Raw genomic sequence first — 20757 nt, forward strand, 5'->3', positions numbered from 1 at the left:
GAAGTTACTAAGGAGACGGACCAGTGGCCGACAACGCGCGCGCCAAGAGGCTGGCGGACCTCATCCGAGAGGTGGTGGCCCAGAAGCTGCAGCGTGGGATCAAGGACCCGCGGCTCGGCTCGCACGTCACCATCACGGACACCCGGGTCACGGGTGACCTGCGGGAGGCGACCGTCTTCTACACCGTGTACGGGGACGACGAGGAGCGGCAGGAGGCCGCCGCCGGTCTGGAGAGCGCCAAGGGCATCCTGCGCTCCGCCGTCGGCCAGGCCGCCGGCGTGAAGTTCACGCCGACCCTCACCTTCGTCGCCGACGCCCTCCCGGACACCGCGAAGACCATCGAGGACCTCCTCCACCGGGCCCGCGCCTCCGACGAGGCGGTCCGTGAGGCGTCCGCGGGCGCCCGGTACGCGGGCGAGGCCGACCCGTACCGCAAGCCGGGCGAGGACGAGGCGGCCGAGCCGTCCGCCGAGACGGACGGCGACGCCAAGGAATGACCGAGAAGCACACCACGCCCGACGGCCTCGTCATCGTCGACAAGCCGTCGGGCTTCACCTCGCACGACGTCGTCGCGAAGATGCGCGGCATCGCGCGGACCCGCCGCGTCGGGCACGCGGGCACCCTCGACCCGATGGCGACCGGCGTACTGGTCCTCGGCGTCGAGAAGGCCACCAAACTCCTCGGGCATCTGGCGCTCACCGAGAAGGAGTACCTGGGCACCATCCGGCTCGGGCAGAACACCCTCACGGACGACGCCGAGGGCGAGATCACCTCGTCCACCGACGCCTCCGGCATCCCCAGGGAGGCCGTCGACACCGGCGTCGCCAAGCTCACCGGTGCCATCATGCAGGTCCCCTCGAAGGTCAGCGCCATCAAGATCAACGGCGTGCGGTCCTACAAGCGGGCCCGTGAGGGCGAGGAGTTCGAGATCCCGGCCCGCCCGGTCACCGTCTCGTCCTTCGCGGTGTACGACGTCCGTGAGGCGGTCGCCGAGAACGGCACCCCCGTCCTCGACCTCGTCGTCTCCGTCGTCTGCTCGTCCGGCACCTACATCCGGGCCCTCGCCCGCGACCTCGGCGCCGACCTGGGCGTCGGCGGACACCTCACCGCGCTGCGCCGCACCCGCGTCGGCCCCTACAAGCTGGACAGCGCGCGCACCCTCGACCAGCTCCAGCAGGAGCTGACCGTGATGCCCGTCGCCGAGGCCGCCGCGGCCGCGTTCCCCCGCTGGGACGTGGACACCAGACGCGCCAAGCTGCTGCTCAACGGCGTCCGCCTCGACATGCCCGACGCCTACGCGGGCAAGGGCGCGGTGGCCGTCTACGAGCCCGGCGGCGGTTTCCTCGCCCTGGTGGAGGAGCACCGGGGCAAGGCGAAGAGCCTCGCGATCTTCGGCTGAGAGGTTGGGGAGGGCGCGGGGGAGCGCCCGGGGACGCTCGGGGAGCGCGCTCCGGGGAGTGCGCTCCGGGGACGCGGTTCCGGCGCCGTCCGTGGGGACGCGGGCCGGGTGTGCTGCCCGGCGAGCGGTGGTCGTGCGGTGCCCTTGGAGTGGCGGTCGCGCGGTGTCTGTGGCCTGTGGAGTGGCGGTCACGCGGTGTTGACGCGCCGTCGCCTCACGGCCCCCTCCGTTCCCCTCACCTCCCGCCGTATCCACCGGCGCCCTCCCGTTCACCCGGGTGGACAGGCGCTCGGAGTGAACCGGCGGGCGCAGGGGGGCGCGTTCGCCGCGCGAGCTGTCCCGCTGATCATCACGCGCCTACCGTCGAGTTCCGGGGCACAGGGGAGCGGCGGGAGGTTCGGACATGGTGGGACAGGGGCGGTCCGTACAGCGGACGGGCGGCCCGGCGGGTGCGGGGGCCCTGCCGTCCCCCGGCGGCGGCTCGGGCGACGGGGGCTCGCTCGACGACGTCCTCGTCGACGTCCGTGATCTCGCCGGACGGCCGCGCGGCACCGGGTTCGTCGCCGACCGGCACGGCACCGTCGTCACCGGTCACGAAGCCGTCGCGGGGCTGCCCAGGTTCGCGCTGCTCGCCACCGGGGGACGCGGCTGCCTGGTCGCGGCCGACGACGTCACCCCGCTGCCCGGCCTCGGCCTCGCCCTGATCCGCACCCGGGGGCTCGGTGTCGAGCCGCTGCCGGTCACCGTCCGGGACCGCGTCGAGGCGGGCACCTATGTCCGGCTCGCCGCGGGCTGCTGGCGCGAGGCCCGCCTCCTCGGCCCCTGCCTCGCCGACGCCGGCCACCATCTCCCGTACGGCGCCATGGAGTTGGCCATCGGCACGGCGGGCCGCGACGCGCTGCGGGCGGGCGGCGGAGCGGCCGGAGGCCCGGTGCTCGACGCACGGACGGGCGCGGTCCTCGGCGTCGTCGCGACCGCCCTGCCGTACGGGGACCGCGACGCCTGCTTCGCCCTGCCGCTCCCCGCTCTCCCGGGCCCGCTCGCCGAACTGCTCGCGCGGAACGCGGCGACGGTTCCCGCCCGGGGACCCGACCTCAATCTCGCGGGAGTCCTGGAGCTGACGGCGGCCTCGGCCATCCGCGCGACGGCGGGTCACGAGGGCGGGCCGTCCGTCGAACGGGCCGTGGTGGCAAGGGAGTTCGACGCCTTCCTGCGCGGCCCCGCCACCGTCCTCGGCCTGGTAGGACCGCCCGGCAGCGGCCGGACGGCGGAGCTAGCGGCTCTCGCCGCCCGCCTCGGCCGAGGACCCGCCCCCCTCCCCGTGCTCCGGCTGCGCGGCGCCGACCTGCGGACCACGGACGACTCGATCGCCGACGCGGTGGGGCGCGTCCTGGCACGGACGGCCGACGCCCCCGCCCCCGACCGGCTCGCTGATGTCGCGCGCTCCGCCGGGCGGCCCCTGCTCCTGCTGCTCGACAGCCCCGAGGAGATGCCGCCGGGGCCCGCGCACCGCCCTGACGCCTGGGCGAGCGGGACGGCGCACCTGCTGGCCAGGACGGGGGCGCGGCTGGTGGTGGCGTGCCGGGCCGAGTACTGGGAGGGGACGGCGTTCCCACCGGGCGTGGTGCACCGCGCGGCCGGGACGGCGGCGGTGGTACGGCCGCTGTCCCGCCGTTCCCACGCGGATCTCACGGACGGTGTGGGGCTGGTGGGCCGCGTGGGTCTCACGGACGGTGTGGGGCTGGTGGGCCACGCGGATCTCACGGATCGCGTGGGGCTGGTGAGTCGCGTGGATCTCACGGGCCATGGGGATCTCATGGGCCATGGGGATCTCGTGGACCGAGTGGATCGCGTGGGGCTCGCGCTTCACCCCGGTCTTCCGCCCCATGTGCGCATCGGAGGGCTCGGCGCGGGGGAGGCGCGGCTGCTGCGGGAGCGCCTCGGGGTGCCTGACGGCGCGCTCGCGGGCGTCGACGCCGGGCATCCCGGGGTGGTGCGGGCGCTCGGTGAGGTGCTGGCCGCGATGCCGGGCGGGGCGGTCGGACGGGTGGGACGCGTGGGACGCGACGAGGTGTTCTCGGCCTATCTGGATCTGCGGTGCCTGCGGGTCGCGGAGCGGCTCGCCGCCGAGAACGGGGTGCGCGGTGACGCCGTGCGCCGGCTCGCCGTCAAGGTCGCCGGGCAGGTGCACGTGGCCGCCCGGCGCGGTCTCGGGCCCGGCCAGGGCCAGTTGGACCGGGCGACCTTCGAGGCGGTGTTCCCGCGCGGGCGCGCGCCGCGCCGGCTGGGCGGCGGCACCGGCTGGGCGTCCGCCGTCCTCGCGGAGGGGCTGCTGATGCCGGTCGGCGCCGGATACCGGTTCGCGCACGAGGAGTTGGCCGACTGGCTGCACGGCAGCCACCTCGACCTGAACGAGGCCCTGCACGCCCTCGTCCACGCCCCCGGCGCCACCGCCCACCCGCTGCCGCACCATCGCGCCGGCCCGGTCGTCGAGGCCCTGCTCCTGCTGGCCCGTCGCCACGGTGCCGCACAACTGAACGTGAAACTGGCTGAGTTGACGGGCGCGCTGGCCGCTGACCCCGCCTCCTGGTGGGCGTCCCGGCTCCTCTCCGAGACCCTGCGCCGGGTACCGGACGCCACGCCGTACCGGTGCGTCCTGCGGGAGTTGGCGGACGTCGTCGTCAGGGAGAGGGCGGCGGAACGGGAACAGGCAGGACACCGCAGGCCGGGGGCGCGGGGAGCGGCCCGTGACCTCTACGGGCCCGGCTTCTGGTGCGACCTCGCCCTCCCCGCCGTCGAACGGTTCGAGCTGCTGCGGCTGCTCGTACCCGCCGACGGGCCCCCGCAGGACACCGACGGCGGACCACGGTTCCTCGACGCCGTCTCCCAGGCGCTCGCCGCCGACCCCACCACCGTCCAGCCGCTGCTCATCCGCTGGTTCGACGACGAGCGGCCGCTGCCCGCGACCCCGCACGCCGACGTCGCCGACGCCGCGCAGGCGCTGCTGCACACCCACCGGCGGCGGGCCCCCGACGACCTGACCGAAGCGCTCGTGGCGTCCGCGCACCGCAGGGCCGACGAACTCCTCGCCGTCCTCGCCGAGGACGAACCGTCGGCCGTCTGCCGTGCCGTCGACCGCTGGGCCCACGACGAACACCCCGCCCGGCGGGCCGTAGCCGCCACCCACGGGCTGCGCGCCGCCCCGCACCTGCGCGCCGACGCCGACCGCGACCTCCTGCGCCGCGCGGCCCTCGCCCTCCTCACCCACCCCGACGACGACCCCGCCCCGCACGGCGGAGCGCTCGCACTGCTGGCCCGCGACCCGCGCACCCGCGCCCGCCATCTCCCCGACGCCCTGCGGCAGTTCGCGGCCGGCGACCCGACCGTCGCGCCCACCGCCCTGCTCGCCGCCCTCACCACCCACCCCGAGCCCGTCCTCGACGCGTTCAGGCAACGGCTGAGCCGACCGGACGCGGGCGAGGCCCTGCGCGCTCTCGCCGACGTCACCCTGCCCCCGCTGGCCGACCGGGTCGCCGCCCTGGTGCGCGAGGCCGTCCGACGGCGCCCGGAGACCGCCCCCGACATCGCCGCCCTCGTCGCCCGCCGCCTCGACCAGGACCACGCCGCCCGCGCCGTCCTCCTCCCGCTCACCACCGCACTCCTCGACGACGGCCCCGAAGAGGCCAGGGCCGCGCTCGCCGCCGTCCTCGCCGCACCCGGCACCCCCGCGTCCCGCCCGCTGCGCCGCGAACTCCTCGCCCGGCTGCTCGCCCACGAACGCGCGCCCGCCGTCCTCGCCACCCTCCTGCACACCGCGGCCGGCCACGGCGGCGACGACGCCCGCGACCTCCTGCACCGCACCGCCCTGCTCCTGGCCCGCACCCCCGACGGCGCGGCCCGCCTCGACCACGCCCTGGTCGACCTGGCCCGGCGGGTCCCCGGCTTCGCCGCCCGGATGGCGGGCTGGCTGACCGGCACCCCGCACGACTGGGCCGACGTCGTGACACCCGGCACCCGCCGCATGATCGACAACCTGTCCGAAGGACGTGTGTCGGCGTGAGCCGCCCCGGCACGTGCGTCCGGTCACAGCCTCCATGCCGATGCGAGCGGCACCCGCCCGGCATGGCACCCTTAGACCTGCGTAAGACGTCGAGGCAGACACGGACACGGGTTCGAGGAGCGGTCACAGTGCAGCGCTGGCGAGGCTTGGAGGACATCCCCGAGGACTGGGGACGCAGCGTCGTCACCATCGGGTCCTACGACGGGGTCCACCGCGGCCACCAGCTGATCATCAGGCACGCCGTCGAGCGCGCCCGTCAGCTGGGGGTTCCCTCCGTCGTCGTCACCTTCGACCCGCACCCGAGCGAGGTCGTGCGGCCCGGCACCCACCCGCCGCTGCTCGCCCCCCACCACCGCCGCGCCGAACTCATGGCGGAGCTGGGCGTGGACGCGCTGCTGATCCTCCCGTTCACGACGGAGTTCTCGAAGCTCTCGCCCGCCGACTTCGTCGTCAAGGTCCTCGTCGACCGGCTGCACGCCAAGGCCGTCGTCGAGGGACCCAACTTCCGTTTCGGCCACAAGGCCGCCGGGAACGTCGAGTTCCTGTCCGCGCAGGGCAAGGTGTACGACTTCGAGGTCGAGGTCGTCGACCTGTACGTCTCGGGGGACGCGGGCGGCGGCGAGCCGTTCTCCTCCACCCTGACCCGGCGGCTGATCGCCGAGGGCGACGTCGAGGGGGCCGGCGAGATCCTCGGCAGGCCGCACCGCGTCGAGGGCGTGGTCGTGCGCGGCGCCCAGCGCGGTCGCGAACTCGGCTTCCCCACCGCCAACGTGGAGACGCTCCCGCACACCGCGATCCCCGCCGACGGCGTCTACGCGGGCTGGCTGCACGCCCAGGACGAGGTGATGCCGGCCGCGATCTCGGTCGGCACCAACCCGCAGTTCAACGGCACCGAGCGCACGGTCGAGGCGTACGCCATCGACCGCGTCGGCCTCGACCTGTACGGGCTGCACGTCTGCGTCGACTTCCTCGCCTACGTGCGCGGGCAGGCCAAGTTCGAGTCCCTGGACGCCCTGCTCGAACAGATGGCGCTCGACGTCGCGCGCTGCCGGGAGCTGGTGGCGGCGGCCGACGCGTAGCCGAAGGACGGACGCCCGCTGCACGGAAGGGCGGCCGGAACCCTCGGATGAGGGTTCCGGCCGCCCTTTTGTGTCGTCGGCTGCGCCGTCGGCGACCGCTGCTCTCTCTTCTACTGCTGGGGCGGCGGTGCCTGCCCGGCAGGGCCGTTCTGCTGCGGGTAGCCGTAACCCGGCTGCTCCGGGTACGGCGGCGGAGCCTGACCGGGCAGCGGCGGCTGGGCCGGCGGCTGCGCCTGCGGCGGCTGGGACGCCGGGGGCTGCTGCGGCGGGTAGGGCGCGGGCTGCCCGGGGGCCTGGGGGTACGGCTGCTGCGGGGGCTGCGGGAACTGCTGGCCGGGGGGCTGCTGCTGGGGGTACGGCTGGCCGGGAGCCATGGGCTGGCCGGGGGCCATGGGCTGGCCGGGCATCGGCTGTGCGGGCATCGGCTGCCCGGGGTACGGATACGGCTGGGGCTGCTGGGGCTGCTGGGGCTGCTGGGGCTGCTGGCCGCCCGGCATCGGCGGTGCGGCCACCGGCGGCGGATTGCCGTCGCTGGTCCACAGGCCGTGCGACTGCTGGTGCCGGACGAAGTCCTCGGCGACCAGCGACGCGAGGTGGAAGTACGACTCCCGCACCTTGGGCCGCATCATGTCGAGGTCGACCTCGGCACCGGCGGCGAGATGCTCGTCGAAGGGCACGACCACGACACCGCGGCAGCGCGTCTCGAAGTGGCTGACGATGTCCTCGACCTTGATCATCTTGCCGGTCTCGCGGACCCCGGAGATGACGGTCAGGGACCGCGACACCAGATCGGCGTACCCGTGCGCGGAGAGCCAGTCCAGCGTGGTGCTCGCGCTGCTCGCACCGTCCACGGACGGCGTGGAGATGATGATGAGCTGGTCGGCGAGGTCGAGCACACCGCGCATCGCGCTGTAGAGCAGCCCGGTGCCCGAGTCGGTGAGGATGATCGGGTACTGCTTGCCCAGCACGTCGATCGCGCGGCGGTAGTCCTCGTCGTTGAACGTCGTGGAGACGGCCGGGTCGACGTCGTTGGCGATGATCTCCAGGCCGGACGACGCCTGCGAGGTGAACCGCCTGATGTCCATGTACGAGTTGAGGTACGGGATCGCCTGCACGAGGTCCCGGATGGTGGCCCCGGTCTCCCTGCGCACCCGGCGCCCGAGCGTGCCCGCGTCGGGGTTGGCGTCGATCGCGAGGATCTTGTCCTGGCGCTCGGTCGCCAGCGTGGAACCCAGCGCGGTGGTGGTCGTGGTCTTGCCGACACCGCCCTTGAGACTGATGACGGCGATCCGGTAGCAGGAGAGTACGGGCGTGCGGATCAGCTCCAACTTCCGCTGCCGCTCGGCCTCTTCCTTCTTGCCGCCGATCTTGAACCGTGACGACCCCGCCGAGGGCCGACCGCTCTTGGCCTTCTGCCGCTTGTTGTTGAGCAGCCGGTCCGAGGACAGCTCCACGGCAGCGGTGTAACCGAGCGGCGCGGCACCGGGGTTGGTCATCTGCCGCTGGTCGTGCCGCATCGGCTGCGGCCAGGCGGCACCGGCGCGAGGGTCGACGGGGGGCTGAGGCACTTGCGGAGCCTGCGGGGCGTGCGGAGCTTGAGGTGCCTGGGGGTTCTGGGGGGCTCCGGGGGTCTGGGCGGGCGGCTGGGGGGTGAAGTCCTGGGCGGCTGCCGGGTGTTGTGGCTGCTGCGGGGCCTGGGGGGCCGGCTGCTGCTGCGGGAAGCCGTAGCTGCCGGGCTGTGCCGGGGAGTTGGGGGCGGCGGGGTGCGGGAAGCCGTAGGCGGCCTGGGCGTCGGGCGCGGGAGGCGCCGGTGCCTGGGCGGGCCCCGACGGGGGATACCCGTAGCCGGCCTGCGGGTCGGGAACGGGCGGCTGCGGGAACCCGTAGCCGGGAGGGCCTGGGGGCTGGACGGGGACGGGCGCCGGGGCGGGGGCCTCGGCCGACTGCGGCTGGGGCTGCGCCTGCGGGGCCTGTGGAGCCTGTGCGGGCTGGGGCTGCGGGAACCCGTAGCCGTCGGGGGCCTGGGGCGCGGGCGGCTGCTGGGGGAAGCCGGGGCCCGGGGGCTGAACGGGCGCCTGGGCGTGCGGCGGCTGGGCGGTGGGAGCGGGAGTGGCGCCCTGGGGCGGGAAGCCGTAGCCGGGCACCGGCTCGTGAGCAGCGGCCGGGGCCACCGGGGCCGCCGGAACCTGGGGTTGGGGCTGAGCCTGGGCCGACTGCGGTGCGGAAGCGGGCTGTTGGGGGAAGCCGTAGGAGGCCTGGGTGTCAGGCGCGGGAGGCACCGGTGCCTGGGCGGGCCCCGACTGGGGGAAGCCGTAGCCGCCCGGAGCCTGCGACTGCGACTGCGGTGTCGGAGGCTGCGGCGCCTGGGGCTGCTGCGGGAAGCCGTAGGCGGGCGGCTGCGCGGGAGCCGACGCCTCGGGCGCCTGCGGGACCTGCGCGGGCGCCGGACTCCAGGCGGCGGGCGCGGACTGCGGGGCCTGCGGCCGGAACTGAGGCTGAGCCGACACCGGCGGTCCCGCCTCAGCGGCGGCCGGCTGCGGCTGCTCGGGCCCCGACGCGGCAGGCCCCTGCCCCTGCCCCTGCACGGGCCACTGGGCGGCCGACGCGGGCGCGGCGGACTGGTACGACGGCGGCAGCGGAGGCAGTTCCTGGGGAACCGGCGGGGGAGCCCACGCGGGCGGTGCGTCCTGCGACGCCTCGGCGGGGGCGGGGCCCTGCGCCTCGGCGGGGGCGGAGCCTTGCGGCTCGACGCCCGGTTCGTCCTTCGCGTCCACCTTCGGATCGACGTTCGGCTCGTCGACGGACTCGGCGGTGGCCGGCGCGGACTCGTGGACCTGGGAGTGGAGTTGGTCCGAGGGCTGAGCGTGGTCGGCTGAGGGGACGTCGGTTTCCGAGCCCTCGTGGGCCGGATCGGCGGCGTCCGCCGCGACGGGCTCCGGTTCGTCGGCCTTCACTGTGTCGGTCCCGGAAGCGACGGCCTCCGGTTCGTCGGCGTTCGGTTCGTCCGTCTTCGGTTCGTCCGCCTCAGACGTGCCGGTCTCCGGTGCGACGGTGTCCGGCTGAGGCTCCTCGCTCCGCGAGGCTTCGGCGTCGGAGAGGCGGTCATCCGCGACGGCGTCGGCGGGCTCGCCCTCGGCTGCGCCGCTGTCGGACGCGGCCTCCTCCGTGTGCACCGCGCCCTCGGGCTCGGCCACGTCTGCGGGCCGGCCGCCCAGGACCATGGCAACGCGCTCCGCGTCGATCCCGGAGGCCGCGCCGGCGGTGTCGCTCGCGTCGGGCGCGGCGGAGTCGTCGGCCCGTGCTTCGGCCGCCGCCTCCTTCGTCTCGCCCTCGCGCTCGCCTTCGCCCTCTCCGCTTCCCCCGGCCTCGTCGGCTGCTTCGGCCCGCTCCGTGATCTCCCGCTTCAGGGCGAGCGGGGAGAACCGCATGGTGGCGCCGCTCTCCAGATCGCCGCTGCCGAGGTCACCGCTCCCGGACTCGTCCGACGAGACGGAGAACGCCGAAGACGCCGAGGAACCGGAAGCCCCCGGAGTCCCCGGCGCCTCCGAAGACGCTGCCGCCGTCGAAGGCTCCGAAGGCTCGGCGGCCGGGGCAGGCTGAACCTGCTGCGGCTCGAACCCGCTTCCCACCGGCAGCCTCAGCACCGCGCCAGGCCCTCCGGCGGACGGCGCGTGCGGCGCCGTCGGCCCAACGGCCGGGGGAGTGAAAGGCGCCCCCGGCGCGGGCGACGGCGGGGGAGGCGTGAACGGCGCACTGGGCGCCGGCGCGGGCGGCGTGAAGGGGGCGCCCGGACCCGCGGCGGGCGCCTGCGCCTCATGCGGAGGCCGGGGAAGAGAGTGAGCCGGGGGAGTCAACCCGGGCAACGACAACGGCAGCTCACCGGGACCCGACCCGGAACCGGACACGGGCATCGGCCCCTGCCCAGGCCCAGCCTGTCCAGGCCCGAAACCCTGTCCAGGCACGGAACCTTGCCCAGGCCCGCCACCCTGTCCCGGCGCCTGCCCGGGTCCCGGCCCGTGTCCCTGGGCGGAACCCTGGCCCTGCCCCTGCCCCTGCCCGGCACCCGGACCGGTACCGGCGGCGCCCCCGGCCCCAGTTCCAGTCCCCGCTCCCGTCGCCCCCGCCCCGGACGCGTTCTGCGTGTACCAAGCCGGCGGCGCGTAGTCGATGGTGAACTCGCCCGTCGTCTCGATGGCGGACTCCGCGTCGGGCTGGTCGTCGCCGGGTGTGGCCCAGCCCCCGCGGTTCCCGTCCCGATCGCTGCTCACAGTTCCTCCTGAAGTGGTCGCGCACCCGCTGACCGTGCCGGGGGCGGCCATTGCTCGTCGTCCGTCGTCCTTCGAGGTCGTCCGATCCACCGGCTCTCCCCCTGGAACTCCGCCGCCCGGCCCACGGGTTCCGGCGACGCGCCCTCTCCCAGCCTAATCATCACAAGCCCCGCCCCGGCAGGCCCGTCACCCCCGGGCACCTTCCCGTCGCGTCACAACCTGCCCATAAGTGGCGTACACAGTGCGCCTGATGGTGAACAAACCGGTCGCGGTTCATGAACGTGCTGAATAGACGGTGAAAACGGAACGACCGGGACCTCCCCGAAAGGCTGTACCGCACAGGTGTGTTGGGCGTACGCGCGACATCGACCCGACCCGACGCGAAGGGGCGGCACGCGCGCGCGTGCCGCCCCTCGACTTCTTCAGGTGACCTCGGCCGGTGACCCCGTCCCGGTCCAGTCCGGTCCCGTCCAGGTCCCGTCCGGTCCCGTCCCGGCCCGCCGTCCTACTCCGCGGCGACGCCGCCGTTGCGCACCGTCGGCTCCAGGTCGAACTCGCCGTCCCGCGCGCCCAGCACGAACGCGCGCCACTCCGCCTCCGTGTACCGCAGCACGGTGTCCGGGTCGAGCGACGACCGCATGGCGACGGCGCCCTCGGGCAGCCGCGCGATCTCGACCCGTTCCTCGTGCTCCTCGGTACCGGGCGCGCTCTCCCACGTCACATCGGAGATGTCGAGGGCGTAGAGCTCGTCCCGCTCCCGCTCTTTGCGCGCCTTGATCTGCTCATCCGTCTCCGCCATGCCGCAGCGACCCCTTTCCCTGGGTGATGAACGGTGTACGAACCGTCGCGAGCCTCACCCTAGTGGCCCCGCCCCCGCCACCTGGGCGGTTCGCGAAGCCGGGAGAAGGCGCCCATGCGCTGCTGGTACCCTGGACGACGGCCGTCTCTGTACGGACCTCCGCCTCCGAGTCACGGAAGCTTCCCCGAGATGTAGACCGGGGGCACTCGGTGGCACACCCACAGTTTGAGGAGTACGCGTGTCGCTCGACGCCGCCGTCAAGAAGCAGATCATCTCCGAGTTCGGCACCAAGGACGGTGACACCGGCTCCCCCGAGGTCCAGGTCGCGCTGCTGTCCCGTCGTATCACCGACCTCACGGGTCACCTCAAGACCCACAAGCACGACCACCACTCGCGTCGTGGTCTGCTGATCCTGGTCGGTCAGCGTCGTCGCCTGCTCCAGTACCTGGCGAAGAAGGACATCCAGCGCTTCCGCGCGCTGGTCGACCGCCTGGGCATCCGCCGCGGTGCGGCGGGCGCCAAGTAAGACGCCGTGAGGGGAGCGGTCCCGGGCATTCTCGGGGACCGCTCCCTTTGCCGTATGTGCGGAAACGTGCGGACTGTCACTCACGCTTTGTAGTGTGGTAGCGGACGGATTCCGTACGAGACGTAATCAGTCACAACGAGGCACGACAAAGGAGGGGCGCACCTCACCGCCGCCGGTCCTCGGTAGTGGCCCCCGGGAGTACGACACCCCGGGAGCTTCGATCGAAGACCGGTCAGCACCAGACGCGCGCTTCTCCGGTACCGTCCCCCGCCACACGGGCGAGGAGGGACGAAAGACGACAAGTAACGGAGAAACCCATAGTGGAGAACGAGACCCACTACGCCGAGGCCGTCATCGACAACGGCACGTTCGGCACCCGCACCATCCGCTTCGAGACGGGCCGCCTGGCCAAGCAGGCCGCCGGCTCCGCCGTGGCGTACCTGGACGACGACACCATGGTGCTGTCGGCCACCACCGCCTCCAAGAACCCCAAGGACCAGCTCGACTTCTTCCCCCTCACGGTGGACGTCGAGGAGCGGATGTACGCCGCCGGCAAGATCCCCGGCAGCTTCTTCCGCCGTGAGGGCCGCCCCTCCGAGGACGCGATCCTCACCTGCCGTCTGATCGACCGCCCGCTGCGCCCGTCCTTCAAGAAGGGCCTGCGCAACGAGATCCAGGTCGTCGCGACGATCATGGCGCTCAACCCCGACCACCTGTACGACGTCGTGGCGATCAACGCCGCCTCCGCGTCCACGCAGCTGGCCGGACTGCCCTTCTCCGGCCCGATCGGCGGCGTCCGCGTCGCGCTGATCCGCGGCCAGTGGGTGGCCTTCCCGACGCACACCGAGCTCGAGGACGCCGTCTTCGACATGGTCGTCGCGGGCCGCGTCCTCGAGGACGGCGACGTCGCGATCATGATGGTCGAGGCCGAGGCCACCGAGAAGACCATCCAGCTCGTCAAGGGCGGCGCCGAGGCGCCTACCGAGGAGATCGTCGCCTCCGGCCTCGACGCCGCGAAGCCCTTCATCAAGGTCCTCTGCAAGGCGCAGGCCGACCTCGCCGCCAAGGCCGCCAAGCCCACCGGCGAGTTCCCGGTCTTCCTCGACTACCAGGACGACGTCCTGGAGGCGCTCACCGCCGCCGTCAAGGGCGAGCTGTCGCAGGCCCTCACCATCCCGGGCAAGCAGGACCGCGAGGCCGAGCTGGACCGCGTCAAGGGTCTCGCCGCCGAGAAGCTGCTCCCGCAGTTCGAGGGCCGCGAGAAGGAGATCTCCGCCGCGTACCGCTCGCTGACCAAGTCCCTGGTCCGTGAGCGCGTCATCAAGGACAAGGTCCGCATCGACGGCCGCGGCGTCACGGACATCCGTACGCTCGCCGCCGAGGTCGAGGCCATCCCGCGCGTGCACGGCTCGGCGCTGTTCGAGCGTGGCGAGACCCAGATCCTGGGCGTCACCACCCTCAACATGCTCCGCATGGAGCAGCAGCTGGACACCCTCTCCCCGGTGACCCGCAAGCGCTACATGCACAACTACAACTTCCCGCCGTACTCCGTCGGCGAGACCGGCCGCGTCGGCTCCCCGAAGCGCCGCGAGATCGGCCACGGCGCCCTCGCCGAGCGCGCCATCGTGCCGGTCCTGCCGACCCGCGAGGAGTTCCCCTACGCGATCCGCCAGGTGTCCGAGGCCCTCGGCTCCAACGGTTCGACGTCCATGGGCTCGGTCTGCGCCTCCACCATGTCGCTGCTCAACGCCGGTGTGCCCCTCAAGGCCCCGGTCGCCGGCATCGCCATGGGCCTGATCTCCCAGGAGATCAACGGTGAGACGCACTACGTCGCCCTCACCGACATCCTCGGTGCCGAGGACGCCTTCGGCGACATGGACTTCAAGGTCGCCGGCACCAAGGAGTTCGTCACCGCGCTCCAGCTCGACACCAAGCTCGACGGCATCCCGGCCTCCGTCCTGGCCGCCGCCCTCAAGCAGGCCAGGGACGCCCGCCTCCACATCCTCGACGTGATGATGGAAGCGATCGACACCCCGGACGAGATGTCCCCCAACGCCCCGCGGATCATCACCGTCAAGATCCCCGTGGACAAGATCGGCGAGGTCATCGGCCCCAAGGGCAAGATGATCAACCAGATCCAGGAGGACACCGGCGCCGACATCACGATCGAGGACGACGGCACCATCTACATCGGTGCCGCCCAGGGTTCACAGGCCGAGGCCGCGCGCGCCACGATCAACTCGATCGCCAACCCGACCATGCCGGAGGTCGGCGAGCGCTACCTGGGCACCGTCGTGAAGACGACGACGTTCGGCGCGTTCGTGTCGCTGCTCCCGGGCAAGGACGGACTGCTGCACATCTCGCAGATCCGCAAGCTCGCCGGCGGCAAGCGCGTGGAGAACGTCGAGGACGTCCTGGCCGTGGGCTCCAAGGTCCAGGTCGAGATCGCCGAGATCGACTCCCGCGGCAAGCTCTCCCTGATCCCCGTGATCGAGGGCGAAGGCGACGACGACAAGAAGGACGACACCGACCAGTGACGTCGAGCAGCTCCAAGGCGACGGCCCGCACCTCCTCGGAGGCGCGGGCCGTCGCCCGTACCCAAACCCTGGTCAAGGGCGCAGGCGGCATCGGCACGGTCCGCAAGACCACCCTCCCCGGCGGCCTGCGCATCGTCACCGAGACCCTGCCCTCGGTCCGCTCCGCGACCTTCGGCATCTGGGCGCACGTCGGCTCCCGCGACGAGACCCCGTCGCTGAACGGCGCCACCCACTACCTGGAACACCTCCTCTTCAAGGGCACCGACCGGCGCAGCGCCCTGGACATCTCCTCCGCGATCGACGCCGTCGGCGGCGAGATGAACGCCTTCACGGCGAAGGAGTACACGTGCTACTACGCGCGCGTGCTCGACACCGACCTGCCGCTCGCCATCGACGTCGTCTGCGACATGCTGACCGGCTCCCTGATCCGCGAGGAGGACGTCAACGTCGAACGCGGCGCCATCCTCGAAGAGATCGCCATGACCGAGGACGACCCGGGCGACTGCGTGCACGACCTGTTCGCGCACACCATGTTCGGCGACAACCCCCTCGGCCGCCCGGTCCTCGGCACCGTCGACACGGTCAACGCCCTCACCGCCGACCGCATCCGCCGCTTCTACAAGAAGCACTACGACCCCACGCATCTGGTGGTCGCCGCGGCCGGCAACATCGACCACAACAAGGTCGTCCGCCAGGTCAGGGCCGCCTTCGAGAAGGCCGGCGCGTTCCGCACCCCCGAAGCGGTCCCCCTCGGGCCCCGCGAGGGCCGCCGCACCCTCCGCGCCACCGGCCGCGTCGAACTGCTCGGCCGCAAGACCGAACAGGCGCACGTCGTCCTCGGCATGCCGGGCCTCGCCCGCACCGACGAACGGCGCTGGGCCCTCGGCGTCCTCAACACCGCCCTCGGCGGCGGCATGTCCTCCCGCCTCTTCCAGGAGGTCAGGGAGAAGCGCGGCCTCGCCTACAGCGTCTACTCGTACACCTCGGGCTTCGCCGACTGCGGCCTCTTCGGCGTCTACGCGGGCTGCCGGCCCAGCCAGGTGCACGACGTGCTGAAGATCTGCCGCGACGAACTGGACCAGGTCGCCCAAGACGGCCTCTCCGACGACGAGATCGGCCGCGCCGTCGGCCAGCTCCGCGGCTCTACGGTCCTCGGCCTCGAGGACACCGGCGCGCTGATGAACCGGATCGGCAAGAGCGAGCTGTGCTGGGGCGAGCAGATCTCGGTCGACGACATGCTGACCCGCATCGCCGCCGTCACCCCCGACGAGGTGCGCGCCGTCGCCCGGGACATCCTCGGACAGCGCCCGTCGCTCTCGGTCATCGGCCCGCTCAAGGAGAGGCAGGCGGCCCGCCTCCACGACGTCGTCGCCTGACCGGCCCGGCCCCTGACGGCCCCGGTCCCCTCCCCGCCCTCGGTCCACCCCCTGAATCCGGTGAAGGAAAGAACAAGATGAGCAAGCTGCGCGTGGCTGTCCTCGGTGCCAAGGGCCGGATCGGCTCGGAGGCGGTCAGGGCCGTCGAGGCCGCCGAGGACCTGGAGCTGGTCGCCGCCCTCGGCCGGGGCGACGACCTGGAGACGCTGACCGCGTCGGGCGCCCAGGTCGCGGTCGAACTGACCACCCCCGACTCGGTGATGGACAACCTCGACTTCTGTCTCCGGCACGGCATTCACGCCGTCGTCGGCACCACGGGATGGACCGACGAACGCCTCACCCGGCTCAAGGCCCTGCTCGCCGACTCCCCGCAGACCGGCGTGCTGATCGCGCCGAACTTCTCCATCGGCGCCGTCCTCACCATGAAGTTCGCGCAGATCGCCGCGCCGTATTTCGAGTCCGTCGAGGTCATCGAGCTGCACCACCCCAACAAGGTGGACGCACCCAGCGGCACCGCCACCCGCACCGCCCAGCTCATCGCCGAGGCCCGCGCCCGCGCCGGTTCGGCCCCCGCGCCCGACGCCACCGCGACCGCCCTGGACGGCGCCCGGGGCGCCAGCGTCGACGGCATCCCGGTGCACGCGGTGCGGCTGCGCGGTCTGCTGGCGCACCAGGAGGTACTGCTCGGCGCCGAGGGCGAGACCCTCACCGTCCGGCACGACTCCCTGCACCACAGCAGCTTCATGCCGGGCATCCTGCTGGGCGCGCGCCGCGTCGTCACCACTCCGGGCCTGACCTTCGGCCTCGAGCACTTCCTCGACCTGAACTGAGGCATCACCTCCGATGCGCGCGAAGATCACCTACGCCGTCACGGCCGCCGTCCTCGTCTTCTACTTCGTCCTGGTCGGCAGCCGCGGCGTCATGCTCATCCAGTCCGGCACGCTCATCACCGTCACCTTCGGGGTGGCGGTCCTGATCCTGCCGGTCATCGGGGTCTGGTTCCTGTGGAAGAACACCCAGTTCGTCCGCAGGGCCAACGCCCTCGCCGGCGAACTCGACGCCGAGGGCGGCCTGCCCGTCGACGAGCTGAAGCGCACCGAGGGCGGCCGGATCGACCGCGACTCCGCCGACGAGGTCTTCGCCCGGCGCAAGGCCGAGACGGAGGACGCCCCCGACGACTGGCGCAGCTGGTTCCGGCTCGCCGTCGCCTACCACGACGCCCGCGACACCCCCCGGGCCCGCAAGGCGATGCAGCAGGCCATCACCCTGCACCGCGCGGGCCGGCACCCCTCCGCCCACTGAGCCCACCGGCCCGGCGGCGGGCCCCCGAACGCACCGAGGCCCGGTCCACGCCACTGGCGGACCGGGCCTCGACGGTGTGCGACGTCAGCCGGGACGGTTCTCCGCCGCCCAGGCCTCGACGGTGTCGGCGGCCCGGTCGAAGGCGGGCGACCGGCCGAGGAAGTCGGCGTTGTGCGTGGTCATCAGGGGAGCGGAGTCACGGGCGGCACGCTCCTTCAGGACCAGCGTCAGGGCCTGGCCCTGCACCGTCCGCGGCAGCCCGAGCCAGCGCACCGGCTGCTGCACGGTCCGTACGGCGGCGACCCGGTCCCACGGCGTCGTGCGGGTGGCGAGGAACCCGACCCGCCGCAGCCCGCGCGGGCTCACCCACACGCCGACCCGCAGCATGCGCAGGGCGACCGCGATGGCGAGCAGCGCGACGACGAGACAGACACCGGCCTCGGTCGGCGCGGCGGTGAACGCGATGACGACACCGGCGAACAGCACGAACGACGCGAGCAGCAGCAGCAGCGCCGCCAGACCCACCCGCCACGGACCGGGTCGGTAGGGGCGCCGCCAGCGGTCGCGGTCGTCGAAGGGCAGCGCGACGTCGTCGGCTGTCTCGAAGGCGCGGTCGGCCGTCAGGAAGGGCAGGGGCACGGCTGATCCTCACTGAATCCATGCATGGGCTGTGCCCGGTGAGGCTATCCGCCTGTGTTCCCGCTCACCACCCTAGGGGGGCCGGATGGAGTCAGCGCGGGCCTGATGCCAGGTCAGTGCCCGTCGGAGGCCTGGGACTGCTGGGTCTGCGTGGCCGGCTGGTCCTGCGACAGGGCGGGCATCGCCAGGATCACGGAACCCACGAGCCCCGCGACGATCGTGACCCCCAGCAGCCAGCGCCCGGCTATCTGGCCGATGGACGCGCGCTCGCGGGGCGGGGGCGTGACATTGCTGCGGAAACTGTCGGCTTCGGCGAGGAAGGCGAACGGTACGGGCTCGCGCCGACGGAACATCGAGGTGGCTCCTCTCGGGGGTCGGACGACGGGTGATCGAAAGAGCGGCCGTCATCAGGACAGACGAGCGGAGGACCCAGAAGGTGCCCGGATTCCCGTAATTAGCGGAAGTTTCCGCGTTGCCGCCGTTCGCCCCCCTGTGCGCCCCCTCGACACTCCCACGGCGTGTCGGGGCACAGATGTACGGAGCGGCAGCGTGAGGTGTCCGTATTGCGGCATTTAGAGAAGTTCATCTAGCCTGATCAAAGGGACCCGGTACTGCTTGAACCCCCGAGCAGGCAGTACCGGGCTCCTCCTTTGTCCTGACTTGCCCGCACCCCAAGGGCAGACCCCGCATTGAGCAGCGAGTAGCGTGTTACCCATGGCTCCGACCTCCACTCCGCAGACCCCCTTCGGGAGGGTCCTCACCGCCATGGTCACGCCGTTCACGGCGGACGGCGCACTCGACCTCGACGGCGCGCAGCGGCTCGCCGCCCACCTGGTGGACGCAGGCAACGACGGCCTGGTGATCAACGGCACCACGGGCGAGTCCCCCACCACCAGCGACGCGGAGAAAAGGGACCTGGTCCGAGCCGTACTCGAGGCGGTCGGCGACCGCGCCCACGTCGTCGCGGGGGTCGGCACCAACAGCACCCACCACAGCGTCGAGCTGGCCCGCGCCGCCGAGGAGGCGGGCGTCCACGGCCTCCTCGTCGTCACGCCGTACTACAACAAGCCCCCGCAGGAGGGCCTGTACCGGCACTTCACCGCCATCGCCGACGCGGCGGGGCTGCCGGTCATGCTCTACGACATCCCCGGCCGCAGCGGCGTCCCCATCAACACGGAGACGCTCGTCCGCCTGGCGGAGCACCCGCGGATCGTCGCCAACAAGGACGCCAAGGGCGACCTCGGCCGGGCGAGCTGGGCCATCGCGCGCTCCGGCCTCGCCTGGTACTCGGGCGACGACATGCTGAACCTGCCCCTCCTGTCGGTGGGCGCGGTCGGCTTCGTCTCGGTCGTCGGCCATGTCGTCACCCCGGACCTGCGCGCCCTCGTCGACGCCTTCACCTCGGGTGACGTGCAGAAGGCCACCGAGATCCACCAGAAGCTGCTCCCGGTCTACACCGGCATGTTCCGCACCCAGGGCGTCATGACCGCCAAGGCCGCGCTCGACCTCCAGGGGCTGCCCGCGGGTCCGCTGCGCGCCCCCATGGTCGAATGCTCGCCCGAGGAGATCGCCCAGCTCAAGATCGATCTTGCGGCCGGCGGGGTACAGCTCTGACAACGGACTTCACAACTGAATAAGCAGGCCACCGGTGCCTGCGTCCCACACAACTGCTCATGCACGAACGTCACGCGCGCCACGTGCCCACCGGTACGTGGCGTGTGTGGTGAGGAGAGTCTTTTGAGTCATCCGCATCCTGAGCTCGGCTCGCCCCCGCCGCTCCCGAAGGGCGGCCTCCGGGTCACCCCGCTCGGCGGCCTGGGCGAGATCGGCCGCAACATGACGGTCTTCGAGTACGGAGGCCGCCTGCTGATCGTCGACTGCGGAGTGCTCTTCCCCGAGGAGGAGCAGCCCGGAATCGACCTGATCCTGCCGGACTTCTCGTCCATCCGGGACCGCCTCGACGACATCGACGGCATCGTCCTGACCCATGGCCACGAGGACCACATCGGCGGCGTCCCCTTCCTCCTCCGCGAGAAGCCGGACATCCCGCTGATCGGCTCCAAGCTGACCCTCGCCCTCATCGAGGCGAAGCTCCAGGAGCACCGCATCCGCCCCTACACCCTCGAGGTGGTCGAGGGGAACCGGGAGCGCGTCGGACCGTTCGACTGCGAGTTCATCGCCGTCAACCACTCCATCCCGGACGCCCTCGCGGTCGCCATCCGCACCCCGGCCGGCATGGTCGTGCACACCGGCGACTTCAAGATGGACCAGTTGCCGCTGGACAACCGCCTCACGGACCTGCACGCGTTCGCGCGGCTCAGCGAGGAGGGCATCGACCTGCTCCTCGCCGACTCGACGAACGCCGAGGTCCCGGGGTTCGTGCCGCCCGAGCGGGACATCTCCAACGTCCTGCGCCAGGTCTTCGGCAGCGCCCGCAAGCGGATCATCGTGGCGAGCTTCGCCAGCCACGTCCACCGCATCCAGCAGATCCTGGACGCGGCCCACGAGTACGGCCGGCGGGTGGCCTTCGTCGGCCGTTCGATGGTCCGCAACATGGGCATCGCCCGCGACCTCGGCTATCTGAAGGTCCCGCCCGGCCTGGTGGTCGACGTGAAGACCCTCGACGACCTGCCGGACCACGAGGTGGTGCTGGTCTGCACGGGTTCGCAGGGCGAGCCGATGGCCGCGCTCTCCCGCATGGCCAACCGGGACCACCAGATCCGCATCGTCGACGGCGACACGGTGATCCTGGCGTCGTCCCTGATCCCGGGC

15 protein-coding genes and 1 pseudogene (1 of these 16 only partly in view) are annotated in these 20757 nt (G+C 72.8%); 11 read left to right on the top strand and 5 right to left on the bottom strand.

Going from position 1 to position 20757, the window contains the following annotated elements; genetic code table 11:
• Nucleotides 1–23 precede the first annotated feature (23 nt).
• From rbfA to DDJ31_RS27665, 4 genes are all read left to right on the top strand, one after another.
• Nucleotides 24–497, top strand: a complete 474-nt coding sequence (gene rbfA / locus DDJ31_RS27650) for a 30S ribosome-binding factor RbfA (RefSeq protein WP_127177670.1) — start codon at nt 24–26, stop codon at nt 495–497.
• Nucleotides 494–1399, top strand: coding sequence for a tRNA pseudouridine(55) synthase TruB (gene truB, locus DDJ31_RS27655; protein ID WP_127177669.1), 906 nt, complete (start codon nt 494–496; stop codon nt 1397–1399). The genes rbfA and truB overlap by 4 nt, the downstream gene beginning before the upstream one ends.
• 403 nt (nt 1400–1802) lie before the next feature.
• Nucleotides 1803–5459 carry a serine protease gene (locus DDJ31_RS27660; protein WP_240678063.1) on the top strand — a complete coding sequence of 1219 codons (3657 nt, stop codon included), beginning with the start codon at nt 1803–1805 and terminating at the stop codon, nt 5457–5459.
• 128 nt (nt 5460–5587) lie between these two features.
• Entirely contained in the window at nt 5588–6538 is a 951-nt protein-coding gene (locus tag DDJ31_RS27665) for a bifunctional riboflavin kinase/FAD synthetase (RefSeq protein ID WP_127177668.1), read from the top strand.
• Nucleotides 6539–6648: 110 nt separating this feature from the next.
• Here DDJ31_RS27665 and DDJ31_RS27670 read toward each other — a convergent pair whose 3' ends face one another.
• The 3 genes and pseudogenes from DDJ31_RS27670 to DDJ31_RS27675 all read right to left on the bottom strand — a co-directional run bounded on the left by DDJ31_RS27670 (nt 6649) and on the right by DDJ31_RS27675 (nt 11605).
• Nucleotides 6649–9966, bottom strand: coding sequence for an AAA family ATPase (locus tag DDJ31_RS27670; RefSeq protein ID WP_127182580.1), 3318 nt, complete (start codon nt 9964–9966; stop codon nt 6649–6651).
• Nucleotides 9967–10725: 759 nt separating this feature from the next.
• Nucleotides 10726–10857: pseudogene (locus DDJ31_RS39720) on the bottom strand (hypothetical protein); the annotation flags it as partial.
• A gap of 454 nt (nt 10858–11311) precedes the next feature.
• The gene (locus tag DDJ31_RS27675) at nt 11312–11605 is read right to left on the bottom strand and encodes a DUF397 domain-containing protein (RefSeq protein WP_127177667.1); all 294 of its coding nucleotides are present in this window, start codon (nt 11603–11605) and stop codon (nt 11312–11314) included.
• Between the two features lie 238 nt (nt 11606–11843).
• Here DDJ31_RS27675 and rpsO point away from each other — a divergent pair, with 238 nt between their 5' ends.
• The 5 genes from rpsO to DDJ31_RS27700 all read left to right on the top strand — a co-directional run bounded on the left by rpsO (nt 11844) and on the right by DDJ31_RS27700 (nt 17346).
• A complete protein-coding gene (gene rpsO, locus DDJ31_RS27680) occupies nt 11844–12131 on the top strand; it encodes a 30S ribosomal protein S15 (protein WP_093825603.1) in 288 nt (95 codons plus the stop codon).
• A 320-nt stretch (nt 12132–12451) separates the two neighbouring features.
• Nucleotides 12452–14668 (top strand): polyribonucleotide nucleotidyltransferase, encoded by a 2217-nt coding sequence (locus DDJ31_RS27685; protein ID WP_127177666.1) that lies wholly within the window; start codon nt 12452–12454, stop codon nt 14666–14668.
• On the top strand, nt 14665–16044 hold the full coding sequence (locus DDJ31_RS27690; RefSeq protein WP_127177665.1) for a M16 family metallopeptidase: 1380 nt from the start codon (nt 14665–14667) through the stop codon (nt 16042–16044). The genes DDJ31_RS27685 and DDJ31_RS27690 overlap by 4 nt, the downstream gene beginning before the upstream one ends.
• A gap of 77 nt (nt 16045–16121) precedes the next feature.
• Nucleotides 16122–16874 (top strand): 4-hydroxy-tetrahydrodipicolinate reductase, encoded by a 753-nt coding sequence (gene dapB / locus DDJ31_RS27695; protein ID WP_127177664.1) that lies wholly within the window; start codon nt 16122–16124, stop codon nt 16872–16874.
• Nucleotides 16875–16887: 13 nt separating this feature from the next.
• On the top strand, nt 16888–17346 hold the full coding sequence (locus tag DDJ31_RS27700; RefSeq protein WP_127177663.1) for a hypothetical protein: 459 nt from the start codon (nt 16888–16890) through the stop codon (nt 17344–17346).
• A gap of 84 nt (nt 17347–17430) precedes the next feature.
• Here DDJ31_RS27700 and DDJ31_RS27705 read toward each other — a convergent pair whose 3' ends face one another.
• Entirely contained in the window at nt 17431–17985 is a 555-nt protein-coding gene (locus DDJ31_RS27705; protein WP_127177662.1) for a hypothetical protein, read from the bottom strand.
• A gap of 113 nt (nt 17986–18098) precedes the next feature.
• Nucleotides 18099–18338 (bottom strand): hypothetical protein, encoded by a 240-nt coding sequence (locus tag DDJ31_RS27710; protein WP_127177661.1) that lies wholly within the window; start codon nt 18336–18338, stop codon nt 18099–18101.
• A gap of 361 nt (nt 18339–18699) precedes the next feature.
• Here DDJ31_RS27710 and dapA point away from each other — a divergent pair, with 361 nt between their 5' ends.
• Nucleotides 18700–19599 carry a 4-hydroxy-tetrahydrodipicolinate synthase gene (gene dapA / locus DDJ31_RS27715; RefSeq protein WP_127177660.1) on the top strand — a complete coding sequence of 300 codons (900 nt, stop codon included), beginning with the start codon at nt 18700–18702 and terminating at the stop codon, nt 19597–19599.
• Nucleotides 19600–19722: 123 nt separating this feature from the next.
• Nucleotides 19723–20757 carry the 5' portion of a ribonuclease J gene (locus DDJ31_RS27720; protein WP_127177659.1) on the top strand. The gene runs 651 nt beyond the window's last position, so 1035 of the gene's 1686 nt are visible here — the first part of the coding sequence; it begins with the start codon at nt 19723–19725; the stop codon falls past the right edge of the window.

The organism is Streptomyces griseoviridis, assembly GCF_005222485.1.
Lineage (GTDB): Bacteria > Actinomycetota > Actinomycetes > Streptomycetales > Streptomycetaceae > Streptomyces > Streptomyces hintoniae.